Annotated in this window: 10 protein-coding genes; 4 read left to right on the top strand and 6 right to left on the bottom strand. The window is 50.6% G+C overall.

Annotated features, from left to right (window positions below; genetic code table 11):
- Positions 1-9: 9 nt before the first annotated feature.
- Positions 10-1,095: an acyltransferase family protein gene (locus BFC17_RS05370; protein ID WP_070175422.1), complete on the bottom strand. Its 1,086-nt coding sequence runs from the start codon at positions 1,093-1,095 to the stop codon at positions 10-12.
- Between the two features lie 186 nt (positions 1,096-1,281).
- On the opposite strand from BFC17_RS05370, the gene BFC17_RS05375 reads away from it, so the two are divergent.
- The 3 genes from BFC17_RS05375 (at position 1,282) to BFC17_RS05385 (ending at position 7,454) form a co-directional block, all read left to right on the top strand.
- Positions 1,282-2,295, top strand: coding sequence for a LacI family DNA-binding transcriptional regulator (locus tag BFC17_RS05375; RefSeq protein WP_070175423.1), 1,014 nt, complete (start codon positions 1,282-1,284; stop codon positions 2,293-2,295).
- Positions 2,296-2,485: 190 nt separating this feature from the next.
- Positions 2,486-5,125 (top strand): TonB-dependent receptor, encoded by a 2,640-nt coding sequence (locus tag BFC17_RS05380; protein ID WP_070175424.1) that lies wholly within the window; start codon positions 2,486-2,488, stop codon positions 5,123-5,125.
- Positions 5,126-5,186: 61 nt separating this feature from the next.
- Positions 5,187-7,454: an alpha-N-acetylglucosaminidase gene (locus BFC17_RS05385; RefSeq protein ID WP_083271598.1), complete on the top strand. Its 2,268-nt coding sequence runs from the start codon at positions 5,187-5,189 to the stop codon at positions 7,452-7,454.
- 214 nt (positions 7,455-7,668) lie between these two features.
- Here the strand turns inward: BFC17_RS05385 and BFC17_RS05390 are convergent, their stop codons facing one another.
- From BFC17_RS05390 to BFC17_RS05405, 4 genes are all read right to left on the bottom strand, one after another.
- The gene (locus BFC17_RS05390) at positions 7,669-9,120 is read right to left on the bottom strand and encodes a M20 family peptidase (RefSeq protein ID WP_083271599.1); all 1,452 of its coding nucleotides are present in this window, start codon (positions 9,118-9,120) and stop codon (positions 7,669-7,671) included.
- 67 nt (positions 9,121-9,187) lie between these two features.
- Positions 9,188-9,742: an NUDIX hydrolase gene (locus tag BFC17_RS05395; RefSeq protein ID WP_229681039.1), complete on the bottom strand. Its 555-nt coding sequence runs from the start codon at positions 9,740-9,742 to the stop codon at positions 9,188-9,190.
- 92 nt (positions 9,743-9,834) lie between these two features.
- Positions 9,835-13,005, bottom strand: a complete 3,171-nt coding sequence (gene lacZ, locus BFC17_RS05400) for a beta-galactosidase, LacZ type (RefSeq protein ID WP_175439529.1) — start codon at positions 13,003-13,005, stop codon at positions 9,835-9,837.
- Positions 13,006-13,079: 74 nt separating this feature from the next.
- Positions 13,080-15,743: a TonB-dependent receptor gene (locus BFC17_RS05405; protein ID WP_070175426.1), complete on the bottom strand. Its 2,664-nt coding sequence runs from the start codon at positions 15,741-15,743 to the stop codon at positions 13,080-13,082.
- Between the two features lie 461 nt (positions 15,744-16,204).
- Here BFC17_RS05405 and BFC17_RS05415 point away from each other — a divergent pair, with 461 nt between their 5' ends.
- Positions 16,205-18,208, top strand: a complete 2,004-nt coding sequence (locus BFC17_RS05415) for a glycoside hydrolase family protein (RefSeq protein WP_070175428.1) — start codon at positions 16,205-16,207, stop codon at positions 18,206-18,208.
- 346 nt (positions 18,209-18,554) lie between these two features.
- Here BFC17_RS05415 and BFC17_RS05425 read toward each other — a convergent pair.
- Positions 18,555-19,129: transposase (locus tag BFC17_RS05425; protein WP_175439504.1), on the bottom strand; the 575-nt coding region annotated here is incomplete at its 5' end.

The raw sequence follows: 19,129 nt of genomic DNA on the forward strand, positions 1-19,129 counted from the left end.
ATAGCAGCGTTAGATTTTGATGAAAATCTGCTTACGCCAGAGCCAGTAAACCGGAATGAAACACACACCCACAAACATCACTACCCAGATGGTTGCACTGATAAATTCACTCATTCCAACCTGCAGCGACCAGTCCACCCACATCTGATGAACAGATGTTCCGTTAACTTCCCAGTCGAGACACTTTTCAATGATGACATGCAGCACGTAAGCGGTAATCGCGTTGGCGCCGAAGATTACCGGCAGGGTTGTGCCGGCGCGGTGGCCACGAATATCGATGTACCACACCATACAGGCCAGGATCAGTGCAGCAATGCCGCCGGTAGCCAGTACAAATGAGCTCGACCAGATTTGTTTGATGAATGGGAAGCCAAGGCTCCATACACAACCAATAGCAAAACAGGCGAAACCAAAGACTGAAAGATGCATTACCGCTTCTTTTAAATCCTGCTTAGCGCTAATCAGAATTCGTCCCATCAGCAGACCAATGATACCGGTGACGATAGAAGGGAAGGTGCTCAGAAGTCCTTCCGGGTCCCACTCGCCGCGCCATAACATGCCGGGCATAAAGCGATCGAACCAGTTGATGATGTTTTCGCCGCGCTCCAGGTGACCCGCAGGCAGCCCAGGTGCCGGTACGCACAGAATAAACAGCCAGTACAGTACAAGAATAGCGATTCCAGACTTCACAATGGTCCGTGGTGTACAGTAAATAGCAAAATAACAGCAGGCCAGGTAAACCAGAGCAATACGCTGTAACACACCGAGAATTCGGATTTGTTCAAAATGGGTATAGAACAGATTCACTACCATACCCAGCGCGAACATAATGAACGTTCGCTTCCACACTTTTTTAAGTACCGCCGACAGATTCGGTGAATCCGGAGTGACATTCTTAAAGCCCAGCGCGATGGCAACACCAACGATAATGATGAAGAACGGGAAAATCAGGTCGGCAAAGAAAATCCCATCCCAGTATGCGTGAGAGAGTTCGCCATAGGTATTCGGACTGTTCACCACGATCATCGCCATCATGGTTAGCCCGCGAAATACGTCGAGAGACAGTAATCGCTTTTTGTTATTTTCAGCTGTCATCTGTGAACTGCTTCTTTTGCAATCAGGGTTTTTACGTTAACCTTGCTTTGTCAACGTTGTCAAATCTTATTTGGGTATAAAAATAGACCAACGTCCTACTTATGGGGTAGACAGGAATGTTGCGGGGCAGGGGGAATGTTATTATGCTCCTGAATGTCATGCATTTTTTCATCGCGAAAGGAAATTATGAAGAAGCCAACAATTAAGGACGTTGCCAAGCTGGCAGGGGTATCCTTCAAGACTGTTTCACGGGTTGTGAATAAAGAAGCCAGCGTAAGCGATGAAGTGCGTTCAAAAGTTCTCGAATGCATCGAAAAGCTAAACTATCAGCCAAATCATACCGCCCGGGTGATGCGCAAAGCGCCGTTCTCTCTGGCTTTCGTGTATGACAACCCTAACAGTCACTACGTGATTGAAATGCAGAACGGCATTATTTCCGAGTGCCGTAAACGGGGTTTCGAACTGGTTATTCATCCTACTGATTCCCGTTCCGAAGAAGTGGGGAAGGAATTGGTGGCCATGATCGGTTCAAACCAGATTGGTGGCGTTATTCTTACTCCGCCGCTGTCGGAAAACCGTGAACTGGTTACCTTTCTGTTAAACCGCGATGCCAAAGTGGTACGCATTCTGTCTGGCGCAGAAGCACCTGACACGCTGGCACCGGTTATTCACGTGGACGACGTGGGTGCCGCCCGTAAAATGACGGACTACCTGCTCGACCTCGGTCATCAGAAAATTGCCTTTCTCGGTTATCACTCGTCTCACGAATCCAGTCTCGGTCGCCTTGAGGGCTTCCGTGCAGCCCTGACAGACCGGGGCCTGCCGGTAGATAAAAATCTCATTATTGATGGTGAGTTTACTTTCGATTCCGGTATGGCGATGACCCGTGAAGCGTTAAAGCACAATCCTACTGCCATTTTTGCGTGTAACGATGAAATCGCCGCCGGTGCAGTCTTTCAGTCTCGCCTGAGTGGCTTCAAGGTGCCGGAAAACATTTCTATCGTCGGTTTCGAGAACAGCCCGTTCTCCGTGCAGACCTGGCCACATCTGACCACAGTGAATCAGCCAAATTTTGATATTGCTGCCAGCGCCGCTGCCATGGTCATTAAAATGATGCAGGAAAAAGACGTACACTCCGCAGAAACTAAGGGATTTTCACTGGATCTGGTGATCCGCGACTCAGCCACAAAACCGGCTTAATCAGGTTCTCACACACTCCTTCTCTGTAATAAATTTTTAATCTGACTGTTTGACAACGTTGACACGCGGTGATAGCGTCGAAAACAGGGTGACGAAAAATTCACCGTGATAATAACAACGAAATAAACCCTTTCAGTCGCCTTGCCAGTGGCTGGATAACAATAAAATGTTGAACTGATGGGAACCATGTATGAAATACACGCGTCCGACTAAAACCCTCATTGCCAGTGCCATCCTATGCGCGCTGGCTCCCGCCGCGTTTGCTCAGGAAGCAGTCGTACCAGACGAGAACGACATCGAAAGAATCGGTGTTACTTATCGTAGCAGCCTGGTAGAAGCGTCAGCGCTGAAGCGCGACGAAACCAAAGTGGCTGATATCATTACCTCAGAAGATATCGGTAAATTCCCCACAGAAAACATCGCCGAAGCGATTCAGCGTATTCCGGGCGTACAGATTTCTAACATCAACGGACGTGGCTCCACGATCAGTGTTCGTGGCCTGGGCGCGCAATACGCACGCACCACGGTAAACGGCCAGACAATGGCGAATGCCGACTTCACCGGCGGCTTCCGTTACGACATTATTCAGTCAGAACTGGCATCGTCCATTTCTGTCATTAAATCGCCGAGTGCCGACATGGATACCGGCGGTTTATCCGGTACTATCAATATCGATACAACTAAGCCGCTGTCGTACAGCGAGCGTAAAGTAGTCGCGTCGGTAAAAGGTCAGTACTCGGAATTTTCTCCTACCGATGATGTTACGCCAAAAGCGAACATCACTTATATCGATCAGTTCGCTGACGACACTGTGGGTATTTTCCTGAATGCCGGTTATCAGGCGCTGGACGATCGCGTTGACAATGCGTGGATGGGTCGCTGGTTCCAGGATGATGACGGCAATGATTATCCCCGTCGTCCGCGCTATCGTCGTATCGATCGTGAAACCAAGCGTTATCTAATGAACGGTGCGGTGCAGTGGCGTCCGACTGCGAATTTCGAAACCACGCTGACGGCAATCTATGCCGATGACGACACCGAGCAGGATCTGAATCAGCAGGTTTTCCTGTTCGACCGTGATGACATCACGCTGTTAGGTTCGCCAGTAAACGGGGTTTACGAAAGTGTTCGTGTGGACAACTTCACACTGGAAAATAACCGCCAGATGGAGCAGAAAGATGCGACCAGTAAGGCGTTTACCCTGGAGTCTAAATACACCACTGACAACTGGGAAATCTCTGGCGTAGCGCACTACACCAAGGGTGAAGCGGTGCACGGTGAGGAAGCGGTTATTCTGGCGACTACGGTCTCAGCCGACATGGACATTTCAAACCGCGACAATGTGATTTTCAACGTAGACGAAGATCTCACGGATCCGGCGCTCTATCCTTACGATATGCCGCGCAACGAGTATCCTAACGGCGCAACCCGTTATATGGATACGTCAGAAACCGCTTTCCAGGTAGATGCAATCCGTGCGCTGGACGGTGATTTCTTCACTTCAGTAGCATTCGGTGCCAAGTACCGTAAAGAAGAGTTCAACCGGGATTTTTATCGTACTGACCGTTTTGCTATTGGCGAAGCTGATCCGTCCGACCTGCCGCTGATGACTGACTATAACTACATGGTCACGGACTTCCTCGATAACCAGATGTCTGTGGAACACGCCTGGATCGCACCGGACGTGCAGGCATACCGCGATGCGCTGGAAGCCGAAGGTGTAACCGTACCGACTTTCTTTGCTGCACAGTCTTCTTACGGCATTGAGCGTGATATTGTTTCTTTTTACGCGGAAGCAGAATTCGACACCATGCTGGGCGATTTCCCGTTCCGTGGTAATTTCGGTGGCCGGTACGAAACCACTGACCGCACAGTAAACACTTACCTCACCGGTGAACGCAACGAGTTCAATGGCGAGATTCGTGACGTTATCGGTGAATACGATATCGATTACGACTACAACAACTTCCTGCCCAGCATGAACCTGGTACTGGAACTCAACGACGAAGTGCAGGCCCGTTTTGCGGCTGCCAAAGTACTGGTGCGCCCAATCCTGACTTCACGTTCACAAATTGCTGCGTCAGAAACTTCACAGGAGAACTCTTTCGGTACTACTACCTACAGCATCGATTTGGGTCAGCCTGAAATGAAAGCAATGACGGCGGATCAGGTCGATTTAGGTCTGGAATGGTACTACGGTGAAGGCGACAGCCTGGCGCTGACCCTGTTCTGGAAAGAAATCGAGAACGGTTCGGTGACCGAGTTTGTTTGTCCTGATGACTATCAGGGTACTGCTCTTAGTGGCACGGCCACTGACTGTCTGGATGCCGACGGTAATATCTATGAAATTACCAGCACCTACAACGATGACGCAGGCACCAGCATCAAAGGTCTTGAGCTTGGCTGGAACCAGGGGCTTGATCAGTGGTTACCTGTAAAAGGTTTTGGTTTCTCCGCAAACTTCACCTACATCGATGCAGATGACAGCCAGAGCTTTGTGCTGACCAACTCATCGGAAAGAACCTGGAACTTCATCGGTTACTGGGAAAACGAAACCTTCAGTGCACGAGTAGCAGTGAATAACCGCAGCCCGTATATTCAGGATAACACCGATGCATTCTTCGCCCGCGAAGGCCGTGTTGTTGACGGTCGCAACCAGGTCGACCTGGTACTGGGCTACAACGTGACCGAAGATTTCAGCCTGCGTTTCGGTGCGCTGAACATCAACGGTAACGATGAAGAAGCCTACTACACAGATGAACGTCCGGTATGGCAGACTACCAGTGTAATTGGTACCAGCTATTACCTGAGTGCACTGTACTCGTTCTAAACCTTATTGCGCTGCAACCATCGTTGCAGCGCGTTTGTTATTCATGCAGGAAATTTATCGTATGAGCAATGCAAAAAACGCGTCTGTCAGCGCTTTATGTCTCGCTGTTCTGATGGCGCTGAGCGGTTGTGATAAAACAGCTGAAGCACCGCAGCCACCGGCAGGCGGCAGTGAAAGCAGTGTTGCTTCACAGACCCCTTCTGAGCACTCCGCCGTGGAAGCTGTACTGGCCCGTGTTACAGACAGCCAGCTGACGAATCTGTCTACCCGAAAAGTGTCTGACGATAAGCCGGAATGGTACGAAGTTGATGTACGCAACGGTAAAGCGGAAATCAGCGGCAACAGTGATGCCGCCATGGCATATGGTGCTTATCAGTTTCTTCGTGAACAGGGTGCATTGTCGGTTAGCTGGGAAGGTAACCGTGTAGATTTACCGGCTTCGTTTGCGGATTTTGACGGCGAACCTGTAGCAACGCCGTTCGACCAGCGTGCTTACTTAAACGTCTGTGCCTATGGTTACACCACACCGTGGTGGAACTGGGATCGCTGGGAACAGGAAATTGACTGGATGGCACTGCACGGGGTGAACAACCCGGTGGCGATGGAAGGTCAGGAGTACGTTTGGCAGGCACTGTGGCGTGAGTTTAACGTTAGCGAAGACGAGCTTACCTCGTATTTCTCCGGCCCGGCGTTCACGCCATGGCAGCGTATGGGTAATATTGAAGGCCATGCTGGTCCGCTGCCGCAAAGCTGGATAAACAAAAAGCACGATCTGCAGAAGAAAATTCTCGCCCGCATGGATGAACTTGGCATGAAACCAGTCGTTCCTGCGTTCAGTGGCTATGTACCAAAAGCATTTGTGGAACTGTTCCCTGATGCAAAAATTTACCAAATGACTCCCTGGTCTGGTTTTGATCGCGAGACTTACTGGCTGGATCCGGCTGATCCGCTGTTTAATAAAGTGGCCAAACGCTTTATTGAAATCTACAGCGAGACCTACGGCGAACAGGAATATTATCTGTCTGATGCGTTCAACGAAATGTTGCCGCCGGTATCAGAAGAAACCCGTTACGACGACTTAGCGTCTTACGGAAAACGCATTTATCAGTCTATCGAACAGGCCGCCCCTGAAGCCACCTGGGTGATGCAGGGCTGGATGTTCGGTGCAGATGAGGAATTCTGGGATTTACAGTCTATCGAAGCGTTCCTGCGTGACGTGCCGGATGCGAAATCCATGATCCACGATATCGGTAACGACCGCTATCACGTATGGCAACGTACCGAAGGCTTTAAAGGTAAGCCGTGGATTTTTGGTTTCATCCATAACTACGGCGGCTCTGATCCTGTATACGCTGACTTCGGCGATTACGTGGAGCAGCTCGACGTGGTCACCAATTCAGAGAACAAAGGCGCACTGTCTGGTTTTGGTGTATTCCCGGAAGGCATAAACAACAACTCGGTGGCTTACGAGTTCCTGTTTGATCTGCCGTGGGAAGCACAGCCGGATATGCAGAGCTGGGTGTCTGAATACACTAATGCCCGCTACGGTAAAACCTCCGCTGAGCTTCAGTCTGCCTGGGATGATCTCATCGAAGGTGTGTACTCCGTACGCTACTGGACGACGCGCTGGTGGGAAGGTTCTGCTGGAGCCTATGTGCTGTTCAAGCGTCCTACCTACAAGCTCACTGAGTTTGAAGGCAGTCCCGGCGATCTGGAAAGCCTGGATTCTGGCATCGAGCAACTGCTGGCAGTAGCTGACGAATACCAGGATTCGCCACTGTTTGTTTATGACCTGGTTGACATGACCAAGCAGTCGGTATCACTGCACACAGACTTAAAGCTGCAGGCGGCAATCCAGGCTTATCAGAACAAAGAGTTTGAGAAAGGCGATGCGCTGGTAGAGGAAATTACCGATTTGGTCACCCGTCTGGATGCGCTTATGGGCTGGCATCAGGAAACGCTGCATTCGTGGCTGAGCGATGCCTCTGCCTATGGTGAAAGTGCAGAAGAATCGGCGTTCTACATCACCAATGCCCGTCAGCAAATTACCCAGTGGGGCGGTTCATCGCTGAAAGACTACGCGTCGAAAGCCTGGCAGGGCATGTATGCCGATTTCTATCTGCCGCGCTGGACTCAGTACCTGACCGCATACCGCGAGGCTATGCAGCAGGGCACAGAGTTCGATGACGAAGCCCAGCAGCAGGCGATGATCAAATGGGAACGTGAGTGGATTGAGCAAGGCGGTATCCCTGCGCTGAACAAACCTGAAAACCCTGTGTCTCTCGTTAGCGAGCTGATGGCAACCATTAAGGCAGATGGAAGCCGTTAATCGTTAACAGACCCGTGTTCGCCTGTGGTTGGGCAGGCGAACACTCCCCTCTGAAAAGCTAAGCGCTCCTGAAACGGAAGTGAGCTGTTCCCCGGCACGCGGCGTGAATCCGTCCCTGGAGCCTCGGCTGCCGCATCCCAGCGGCAGACGGTTCCGGGTAACGACTCACTCCCCGTTTCGCGCGCTTAGCTTTACTTTCCTTAGCCGTAAATAGCTACTGCTGCTGCATCAACGCGGTATAAAACTGGGTGGCACGCACCAGATTCTCAATGCTGATACGCTCGTTAGTACCGTGGAAGCCTTCCAAATCATCGTTATTGATTACCATCGGGTTGAACCGGTAGGCATTGGTGATATCGCCGTAAAACCGGCTGTCGGTCGCGGCAATGGTCAGGCCCGGTGTAATGATTGTGTCGGGGTATACCGCGCGGGTGGTTTGTACCAGCTGGGCAAATCCTGCATTGTCGGTGGCGGCGACCGGCGAGGCTTCAGTGAATTCGCCGACTTCAATATCAATGCGTTCATCATCAATGGCAGCGGTAACCCAATCCACCACGTCCTGAACCGTGTCCCGGGGATGCAGACGGAAGTTTATAGTGGCCGTGGCGGCCGCGGGAAGCACGTTGGATTTCACGCTGCCAGATAGCATGGTAGGCGCTGTAGTGGTACGCATCATTGCGTTACCGCTTTTGGTGTCGTCGAGTACGCTGCTCAGCAATGGCCTAAATAACCAGAGGTTTGCAAACAGTAAGCGCTTACTAAATTCCATATTGCGGGCGATATCACCATACATTTTCTCGCTGATCCCTTCCAGACCGCCGGGTAACGGTGCGTCCTTCAGTTTTACCAGCGCTTCAGCCAGTATGGTTACGGCAGTGTTTTGTGGCGGCATGGAACTGTGTCCGCCTTCGCCGTGGGCAGTAAGTTTCAGGGTAAGATAGCCTTTTTCGGCAACATTAATGCTGGCAATGCCTTTATCCACGCCGGGCACAATACCATCAAGTACAAACGAGCCTTCATCCAGCGACCAGGCAGGCGTAATGTTCTGATCACGGAACCACTGCGTCAGTGCCACCGCGCCGTCCTCGCTGCCCAGCTCTTCGTCGTGGGTGAGAGCAACATAAATATCCTGTTCGGGCGTAAAACCGGTTTTCAGTAAACCAGACAACGACGCCATCAGGCCTACCACCGCGCTTTTATCATCCAGTGCGCCCCGGCCCCACACGTACCCGTCGGCAATGTCACCGGCAAACGGCGAATGAGACCATTCATTCTCAGTGCCCGGATTTACCGGCACCACGTCATAATGGGCGGAAAACAGCACTGGCTGTCCGGTTCCTTCAGCGCCCTGCCAGCGAAAAAGCAGGGTGTGAGTATTTATTCGTGTGAGTTCAAGCTGGGCAAATACATTCGGGTAGGCAGACTCAAGCCACTGCTGAAAAGCGATGAAACTGGCATAGTCATCGGGATTGCCGCTTTCCCAGGAAATGGTTTGAAAGGTGATCGCTTCTGAAAGCTGATTAGCCAGCGCCTTAGCATCGGGCTGAACAAGCGTCATCGGCTTTAATGGCGCGTTTTCCACTGGCGTGTAGCGTACGACGTTGAAAATGAGTATGCCCAGCAGGCCAATCAGCAAAATTCCGACAATTTTGAAAAAACGCATCATAAATCAATCCTTTAAATGGCGTCCTGCAAATTACGTCATTCGATAATAGTTTTAACAGCGAAACTCGCTAAAGTGAATCGATCACCATTTTCACGGCCTGTCGCAGTGAAGGAAAGGCAATATCCTGCAGCTTAACCTTGTCAGGTTGCAACCACTTTACAGCCTCAATCTCTGAAGCCTGCAGGGTGAACTCCGGCTTTTCATTCAGATACGCCACAAACAGGCCATCACAGGTGTGATAACGCACATCAGCATAGTCGTAAATATTCGGTGCCGACATCAGATATTTCCAGCCGGTCACGTGAATGCCAAGCTCTTCACGGGTTTCACGGATCAGCGCTTGTTCCAGCGATTCGTGAAAATCCACAAAACCGCCAGGCAGTCCCAGCTTGCCTTTGCCAGGCGCTTTGCCGCGCACAGTAAAAAGCAGCTTGCCGTTGTATACCAGAATACCGGCAACGGCGGTGGCGGCATTGATGAAAAAGGTGAAGTCGCAGCGGTCGCAATTATAGCGGTTTTCGGTTAACCGGAAGCTGTCGCTGGCACAGGAAGGGCAGAACTGGAAAGGCTTGGGATTCATCACGCAGTGAAATCGGAAAATTAATGACCGATAGCATGCCATAAAAGGGTACCCGAGCGCTAAAAAACGTAAAAACACCCGGGTACCAACGGAGACTCTTTCATAAAAAAGCGGCGTTGCACCGCTTTCTGTGATTAGTTTGAAATAGCGGTAAACGCTGGTTTAAGCAGTGATGAGCGGGTGGTTACCGGGCCAATCACAAAGCTGAACGAATAAGCGGTGTCATTCAGCAGGTAGGCGTCATAAGGTTTCTGCCCCCAACTGGTATCGCCGCCCACACCCATTTGTTTGTAGTCGATGTTCAGATCCACAAAATCCTGCTTTTTCACATCAATAGTGTGACGCTGTTGCTTGCTTTCACCCGGATCGAGCTGGTCGATACCGTAGTGGTGAGCAGAGAACTCAAACTCTGGTGCGCCGCGAACCAGCAAGCCCTGTGCATCGTTGGTCAGCGTGAGCCAGCGGGTATCGGTGCGGTTACCGTTCTCCTGCGGACGGGTATAGTCGTAACCTAAATCGTCCACATCACCGGCAAACAGTCCGAGGAACGCAGATGCTTTGCGGTCTGCGTAGTTCTCATGCGGACCACGACCATAGTAATGCACGTTGGAGTAGGCCATCGGTAAACGGGTGTTGAAGCCGATACGCGGAATTTCCAGTGCTTCGTCTGCTGGTGCAACGTTAAGCTGCGTATCTACCGTAAGCGTACAGTCTGGTGCGATGGTGTAGCTGATATCTGCCTGAGCACTGGTTTCTGCCAGCATAACGTGCTGCTTAACCACTACAGAATTACCGTTCTCAGTCACATCAGTCAGTTCGCCCTGTTGATTGCGGGTCGCCGCCTTCCAGTTTTTACTGCGCACCGGCATTTTGTTACCGAAATCGTTATCAGTGGGCGCACGCCAGAAGTTCAGCTTAAGCGGCGATGACAGAATGGCGTCGCCATTACGGCTTAGCGCAGCAACGTAACCCTGCTCATCAAAGCTGATTTCACACTGCTTGCCGGAAACGGTGGTTCCGCCAGCTGATTTGCTCACTTTTAGCGAACCTGTGGTCGCCGGCGCGTAGCTGGCGAAACTGCCTTTCAGGGCAAGCTGGTCTGCCGCCAGCACGTTGCTGGTATCGGTGAAAGCAAAATCCTCAGCCGGTGTTACGGTGAAGTTTACGAAATACTCACCGTCGCCCTTCAACGCAGAAGACAACTGCGGCAACTTAAACGCTTCGGTTTGCTGGGCATCTACGTCAATATCCAGCGTGCCGGTTTTTACCACTGCGCCATCTTTCAGCAGCGACCAGCTGAAATTGTAGTCGTCACTGTCAGTGAAGAAGTTCTCGTTATATACCGAAAAACCGTCTTTTACGTTGCCGCTGAAATGGAAGTTCTGATAAATATGCTTCACTTCATGCAGGCCGGGATGGGCCGTGCGGTCGGCGTTAATCAGACCGTTCAGCAGGAAGTTACCGTCGTTACGTACGCCTTCCGGTTCGAAGTCGCCGCCGTAACCCCAGTAGGTTTCGCCGTCTTCGTTTTCGATCAGTAAGCCCTGATCCACCCAGTCCCAGATAAAGCCACCCTGAACCCGTGGCTCGCTACGCACCATGTCCCACAGTTCGGTCAGGTTACCGGTGCTGTTACCCATGGCGTGGGCGTATTCCACCCAGATAAACGGGCGGGTTTTGTCTTTGGATAAATGACGACGGTGAATTTCATCGATTGATGCATACATCCAGGTCACCACGTCGGTGTGGCGCTCAGTAAATACGTCATCACGGCGTTCCGCTTTGTCGTAAAGTGTTACCCGGGAGTCATCGAAATCTTTTACCCACTTGTAAGCGTCGATAAACGTAGGGCCGTCACCCGCTTCATTACCCAGTGACCAGAACACTACTGACGCATGGTTCTTGTCACGCTCAACAACGCGTTTAATACGGTCGTGGTGCATACCGGCAAATTCAGGAATGTTTGCGGGTGTGGCGTCCGGTTCAAAACCGAAGCCGTGAGATTCAATGTTGGCTTCATCCACCACATACAAACCGTATTCGTCGGTCAGTTTGTAGAAATACGGGTCGTTGGGATAGTGGGAGGTACGTACCGCATTGATGTTGTTCTGCTTCATCAGCAGCACGTCCTGCAGCATACTTTCCCGTGATACCACGTGCCCGGTGCGCTCATCGTGCTCAATGCGGTTCACGCCTTTGATCAGGATGGGCTGGCCGTTTACCTGCAGCTGACCATCTTCAATCCGCACATCGCGAAAGCCAATGCGGGTGGAATAAAACACCGGTTTATCGCCTTCTTTAGCGGCGAATACCAGGGTGTAAAGATTAGGGGTTTCTGCTGTCCAGGCCTGAACATCCGGCACGGTCAGAGAAATCGCATCCTGAGGAGCATAATCACCGGAAACTGCATAGGTGGTTTTACCCTGTTTAATCAGTTTGTTGTCCGGCGAGTACAGCGAGTAACTGAATTCTGTTTTAGCCGGCGTGTCAGTCACGTTACGGAAAATAGTGCTCAGCGAGAGCGTACCGGTTTTGAAATCGTCGGTAAGGCCGGTTTTGGCGAACATGTCATACAGATAAGTTTTTGGTGTCGCTACCAGGTACACATCGCGCTCGATGCCGGCAAGACGCCAGAAGTCCTGATCTTCCAGGTAGCTACCGTCAGAGAAACGAATCACTTCGGCAACCAGAGTGTTCTCGCCGTCTTTCAGATAGGGAGTCAGATCGAATTCAGCCGGGGTTTTGCTGTCTTCGCTGTAACCCACTTTTTTACCGTTCACATAAAGATAAAAGGCAGATTTTACTGCACCAAAATGTATGGTGATTTGTTTGTCTTTCCAGTCGTCCGGCACGCTGAAGGTTTTCAGGTACAGACCGGTCGGGTTGTAGTCCGGCGTAAACGGAGGCTTGCGCGGGTACGGATAATCGATGTTGGCATAAATCGGATAATCGTAGCCTTCCAGCTGCCAGTTCGATGGCACAGGCATATCGTTCCAGCCTTTCTCACTGCCGGTTTCAGCAAAATCGGTGGCGGCTACATTCAGTGGATTCTCGTAGTATTTGAATCGCCAGGTGCCGTTCAGGCTCTGATAATAAGGCGATGCAGTCTGTTCGTCAGTTTTAGCCTGGGCCATTGAACTGTACGGATACAAGGTACTGTGAGGCGGCAGCGTATTCACTTTATAAACGCTGAGATCCTGCCATTCAGGTTTGTCTGCTGCTACAGCAGGCGCAGCCAGAGAAAGACCAATGCAGTAAGACAGCATGGTCAGGCTACGTTTAAGCGGAAAACGGGTATGAGTCATAGAATGCCTGGGAATAAAGAAACTAGAAAAGGCAGAAAACATAGTGATATGTAATCTGCCTTAGGGTGGCTACATCAGAACGTGTAAAGCGCGCTCAGGTAGTAGCTGCTGCCGATAGCAGTAGAGGTCTGCCATACTGGCGTGGCTTCAGAGAAGTACGCGTCTTCATCGTTGCCGTTGATGTTAAGTGCACCGAAACGAATGTTCAGGTTTTCAGTTACGTTGTAGCCAAGCAGAATGTCGATCTGGTTTCTGCCGTCTACCACACGTCCCTGACGGGCAAAGAACGAGTCGGTTTGCGTCTGAACGTACGGGCTGCGGTGGTTAAGCATCACACGAGCCGTGAAGGTTTCGTTTTCCCAGTAACCGATAAGGTTCCAGGTTTCTTCTGATGAGTTAGACAGAATGTAACCATCTGAATCATCCGCGTCGATGTAGGTGTAGTTAGCGCTGAAGCCGAAGCCTTCAATCGGTAACCACTCGTCCAGGCCCTGGTTCCAGCCCAGCTCATAGCCGCGCATGCCCAGTTTGCTGTCATCGTTGTAAGTGCTCATGATGTCGTAGAAGTTACCCGCTGCGTCCATACAGTCTGAACCGTTCATCGACAGTGAAATACCTTCATACTGATCAGGGCAGATGTATTCAGACACAGTACCGTTCTTAATGTCTTTCCAGAACAGCGCCAGCGTTACGCTGTCACCTTCGCCATAGTAATACTCAAGACCCAAATCCACCTGATCCGCAGTCATTGCTTCCACCTCAGGCTGACCTAAGTTAATGGAGTATGAACGGGTATCGAAAGAATTCTCTGTAGACTGCTGAGACGGCGCAATCTGGGAACGTGAAGTCAGGATAGGGCGAACCAGTACTTTTGCTGCTGCAAAACGGGCCTGCAGACTGTCAGTAATTTCCAGCACCATGTTCAGGTTAGGCAGGAAGTTATTGTAGTCAAAGCTGGTGGTGTACTCACCAATCGCCAGACGCACGCCACCGTTATCCGGGTGTGGTTCACCGGTCAGGTAAGTGTTTACATCACGGTCTGTGGTTTCATAACGGCCACCAATGTTGCCGCGCAGCACCATGTCGCCAATGTCAGTTTCAAAATCAGCCTGTGCATATACCGACAGAATGTCACGCTCTAAGCTATAGCTTGATTGCGGGCTGAACAGGGCAGGAATGGTGATGCCTTCCGCTGCCAGGTCGTCAACATAAGCCTGGATGTCTGGTGCTATCCACTCGTGAGGAACCGACATGTCATTGTCCATGAAGTCAGTAACCATATAAGAGTAATCAGCCAGCTGTGGCTGAGTATCCGGATCTGCTTCCCCCACAGTACGGCGGTCTACGCGATATACTTCACGCTCAAAGGTTTCTTCGCGGTATTTCGCACCCATGGACACCTTGGTGATAATGCTGTCATCAATGAAGCGAACGGCGTCAAACTGAACCGAGTTCTCTTCTGATGCCATGTTACGAATCGCACCGTTCGGGTAGGTGTTTCGAATAGTACGCTCTGGCGTGTAGATAGACGCATCAGTCAGATCTTCAGCGGTTGTAAATACCACGTTGTCCGGGTTGGACAGATCCATAGTTGCACCGCCAATCATGGCTTCTACAATGGCTGCTTCTTCGCTGCTGTCCAGCGTACCTTTAGTGTGATGAAGCACACCGGAAAGCTTCCAGTTGTCAGTGTCGTAAGTGGTTTCGAAAGTCAGGGCTTCAGTTTTAGCGGTCTGATCTTCCAGCTGACGGTTGTTACCAATTACGAAGTCGCTAACGGTGGTGTTGTAATAGGCACCGCCTACAGGCTCACCCACTGGCGTTAAGTCTTCACTCATCCAGCTCATGGAGAAAACCTGCTGCAGCAGATCGTTGTAGGTCTGATCTTCCACGTAAATACCGGTCAGAACCATTTCCAGTTCGTCAGACGGACGATACTGGAACGTACCATTAGCCATATAACGCTTGGTTTCACGGTCGATACGGCGATAACGTGGCTGTTCAGCATAAATGTTATCGTTGTCGTCGCGTAACCAGCGATCCATGAACATAACGTCAACACGGTCGTCCAGCTCCTGGTAACCGGCGTTCAGGAATACACCAAACGTTTCATCGGCGAACTGATCAACATAAGTCACGTTGGCTTTAGGCGTAACATCACCAGAAGGCGACAGCTCAGAGTACTGACCTTTCGCAGATACCAGCACCTTGCGCTCGTCATAAGACAGCGGGCGGGTAGTGTTAATGTTGATGGTACCGGACAAGCCACCGGAATCCATATCCGCCGTCGGCGATTTAACTACTTCAATAGCAGAAGCCAGTTCAGACTGAATGATGTCAAAACGGAAACCACTGGTGAAGTCGGCGCTGGCCATGGACTGGTTATTAACGGTAGTGCGCGCATACTGTGCGCCCAGACCACGAACACTGATCGTGGAACCACGGCCGTTAATGTTAGAAATCTGTACACCGGGAATACGCTGAATCGCTTCGGCGATGTTCTCGGTAGGGAACTTACCGATATCTTCTGAAGTGATGATGTCGGTTACTTTGGTCTCTTCTTTTTTCATCGATGCCGCTTCGGCAAGACTGGAACGGTAGGTTACCCCGATTCGTTCAATATCTTCCGGTGTTGCACCATCCTGTTCCTGAGCGAATGCAGCGGTGTTAAGCGCGCAGAGCACTGAGGTTGCCAGAACAGATCTGGCCAACAGTTTCATGTTGCTTCTTTTGGTCATGTTAAATTCCCTGATTTTATTTGTACGTTCTTAACGTTTTACCTGCTTACCGACTTCTGCCGTTCGCTCTCTCCGGAGCAATTAGTGAACATCGTATGAATTTCACGCTATCAACAGTTGTCAACGTTGTCAAACACAAATATGGAAATTTTGTGGCAGTTATGAAATTGCTCTTTGCCGGTGCAAGAGGGGGCGTTTTTGGTGCTTTTGGTTTTTATATATGATGAATATCCTAATAAGCGCGGTTTATATTCGGTTTTTGCTACTTGATAAGAAACTGCATTTTCATCGTCAATATCCGGTAAAAACATTGTGAAAATAAATCTTTATTCTTCGGTTGACAACGTTGACTGTGTGCGTTTTTTAGTTTATTGGTATAAATGTTAATCAGCTGATTTAGCCTGTCTGGTGGGCGTATTCTGCGCTTAGCGGCAAAACTAAAATTCTACAAGGGACGTTTCATGAGAGTAATCTGTGCCGGACTTTTTTTTGTAACCGCGAGTCTCGCTGCCGCAGAGCCGCCGTTTTCAGCCACGCTGGCGGTGAAAACAGCAGGTAATCCGGCGCAGGATGTGCCGCATCAATGGCAGACTGAAAACGGCACAGACTGGCAGTTAGTGACTGAACAATTCGACAGTGCACGCATCATGATGCACAAAAAAGGTGAAACTCTGGCGGTGACTATCGAGGCCACCGCCGATGTGAACATCAATCTTCAGCTGCACATTCCAACTGCCTACGACTTCAGCGACAGCGATCTGTTTCTTCCCGGGTTCTGGTACAAGAAAAACCTCAAAGTTTCCGAGGGCGCACCGTCGGCCGACGTCAGTCATCACTGGTCGTTTCGCGAAGATCGCCTGAGTGTTCCGCTGACCAGCGTGTTCAGTCCAGCAGACGGACAGGGCATGATGGTGATGCGTACCGACAAACATCAGAAGGACGCTATCTCTCTGCCGGGTAAAGGTGAAATGATTCTGTCCGGTCAGAGCGACATCGGCAGCGCAGGCTTTGCCGATATCGGGGGCAAGGTCGCCCTGCAGGTAGGCTTTCCGTTTTTAGAAGCGCCGTACACTTACACCAAAAAACTGCATCTTGCGCCTTTGTCCCAGGCTTTTCTGCCAATGAAAAAGGGCCAGACGGTCACCCTGAACTATGAAATCAGCACCGTAGACGCAGGGGATTTCTCGTCCTTCGTGGCCGCCGTGTGGGAACAGGCTTACGATGAATTTCAGCCGCAGCCGGTTGATAACCCTTTGCCAACCGAACAGGTGAAAAGCATTCTGTCGCAGTTTTATCAACAGAGCTTTACCGACGACTATGAGCTGGCGGGCTTCTCCGGTCAGAACATCACTGTAGAAAACGCAGAAATTCGCCCGAATTTTGAGGTGGGCTTTATAGGACGGGTACTGCTGAACGCTTTTAATGCCATCGAATATGGCCGCGCACATAATCAGCCAGTGCTGGTGGCAAAAGGTGAAGCGGTAATTAGCAGTTACACCGACAAGGGTTTCAACAGCGGCGGCTTCCTCCGTGAAGTGGTGAATTTTGAAAAGGGCAGGGAAACGTCGGACTATTCTATTCGTCGTCAGTCTGAGGGGCTGTACGCGCTGTTTCTGTATCTGCAATACGAAAACCAGCGGGGGAAATCTCATCCCCAGTTGGAAACCAAAATCCGTCGTTTACTCAGCAATATGCTGACGTTGCAGAAAGATAACGGCAGTTTCCCCCGCAAGTTCGACATCAATATGAGAGTGGTGGATGAGGCTGAAGGCAGCAGTGCATCTGCGGTACTGGCGCTGGCTTTCGCCCATCGTTATTTTGGTGATGCTATTTATCTCAAAGCGGCACGCCGCACCGGTGACTATCTGGTGAATGAAACGGTGAAAAACGCCGAATACTACTCTTCCACGCTGGATGCTAACAGTATCGATAAGGAAGCCGCACTGTTCACCGGCATGGCGCTGTATTATTTGTCTATGCTCACCGATCACGAGCAGCAGTACCAGCGCTACGTTGATGCCGCAGCAAAAGCGAATTATTTTGTGATGTCCTGGTTTTATTTATGGGATGTGCCGTTCGCGCCGGGTCAGATGCTGGGTGATATCGGCCTGAGAACCCGTGGCTGGGGCAACGTGTCTGCTGAGAATAATCACATTGATGCGTACATCTTCGGTTACCTCAACGTGATGCGCTGGGTAGCAGAAGAGAAGCAGGACAAGCGTGCGGCCAATATGGCTGATGTTATCCAGACTTCGCTCACCAGTCAGCTGCTGCCGCGTCCAGGATACATGGCCGGCATGGCGAAAGTGGGCTATCACCCGGAAGTGGTGCAGCACACTAACTGGCAGTATCACCATAACGGCAAAGGCTTCTACAACGATGATTTTGCACCAGGCTGGGTCGTGGCTTCTATCTGGGAAATGCTGTCAGAGGATCGGGCGAAACAGTTTCTGACGGCACAGTAATGATGCCGGGCTTAAAAGCAATGGCGAAGGTGTTAATAGCCAGACGCCCATGTTTTATGTGCAGCTTGCCTGCCTCATCCCGGGCAGTGGCGCTGACAGTATGCTCGCTGGCAACCCTGTCGGTCTCAAGTATAAGTAGGATTAACACTATCTACTACCCAAAAGAGCAGCCACACATTTTTGTTGCCAACATCTTTCGTTTCGCTAGTTGCTGTGAGTTGATTGAATTGGCAGTGCTGCTTACTCGAGACTTACCTGCCTTTGATTTCAGGAATGGCGAGTTACAGGTAAACTTAATACTCTTGGCAAAATATAAGGATTGTCGGTATCAGGATGGCTTTGAGTATTAAGCACCAAAGTCAAAGTCGCGTTGAATGATATAGTCGCTTAATGGGGCAACGTCCGGTGGAGCTCGAAGTGGCGGCATAAGAGTTTCTTTTTTTGCACCTAGCAAAATCTGCTTGTCAATGTACGCCAATATCTTATGGGTAACAGCCGGATCCGTAATGCAGGCAATGATTTTTACGTTGCGCTTTTCACACACTTCGCACTGGGTGATATCGATATTGAACACCCTTTTTAACCTTTGAACCCATGACATTGCACGCGCATGGTATGGCTTATCTGAATCTTTCAGATGTTCTGCTAAGCGCGGGCTGTTCTTTCCACGTTGTGAAGCCGTTACCTCGGCACGCACCTTAGCATTGGGAGCAAATACGCCATAAAATCGGGTAAGATTAAGTCTGGGTGGTGGCACTAATGCAGCAAGTTTGCCGATGAAATCAAGTGGGGAAAAGAAAACATGGGTAGTACCGTTTCTGTAAGGTGTCTTGAGTTCATACTTCACCTTACCGGAATCAGTTAGGCTCAATCGTTGTTCACTGATAGCAGGTCGTGCGATGTACCGACATAGCCTTTCCA

The organism is Marisediminitalea lipolytica (assembly GCF_001758465.1).
Taxonomy (GTDB): domain Bacteria; phylum Pseudomonadota; class Gammaproteobacteria; order Enterobacterales; family Alteromonadaceae; genus Alteromonas; species Alteromonas lipolytica.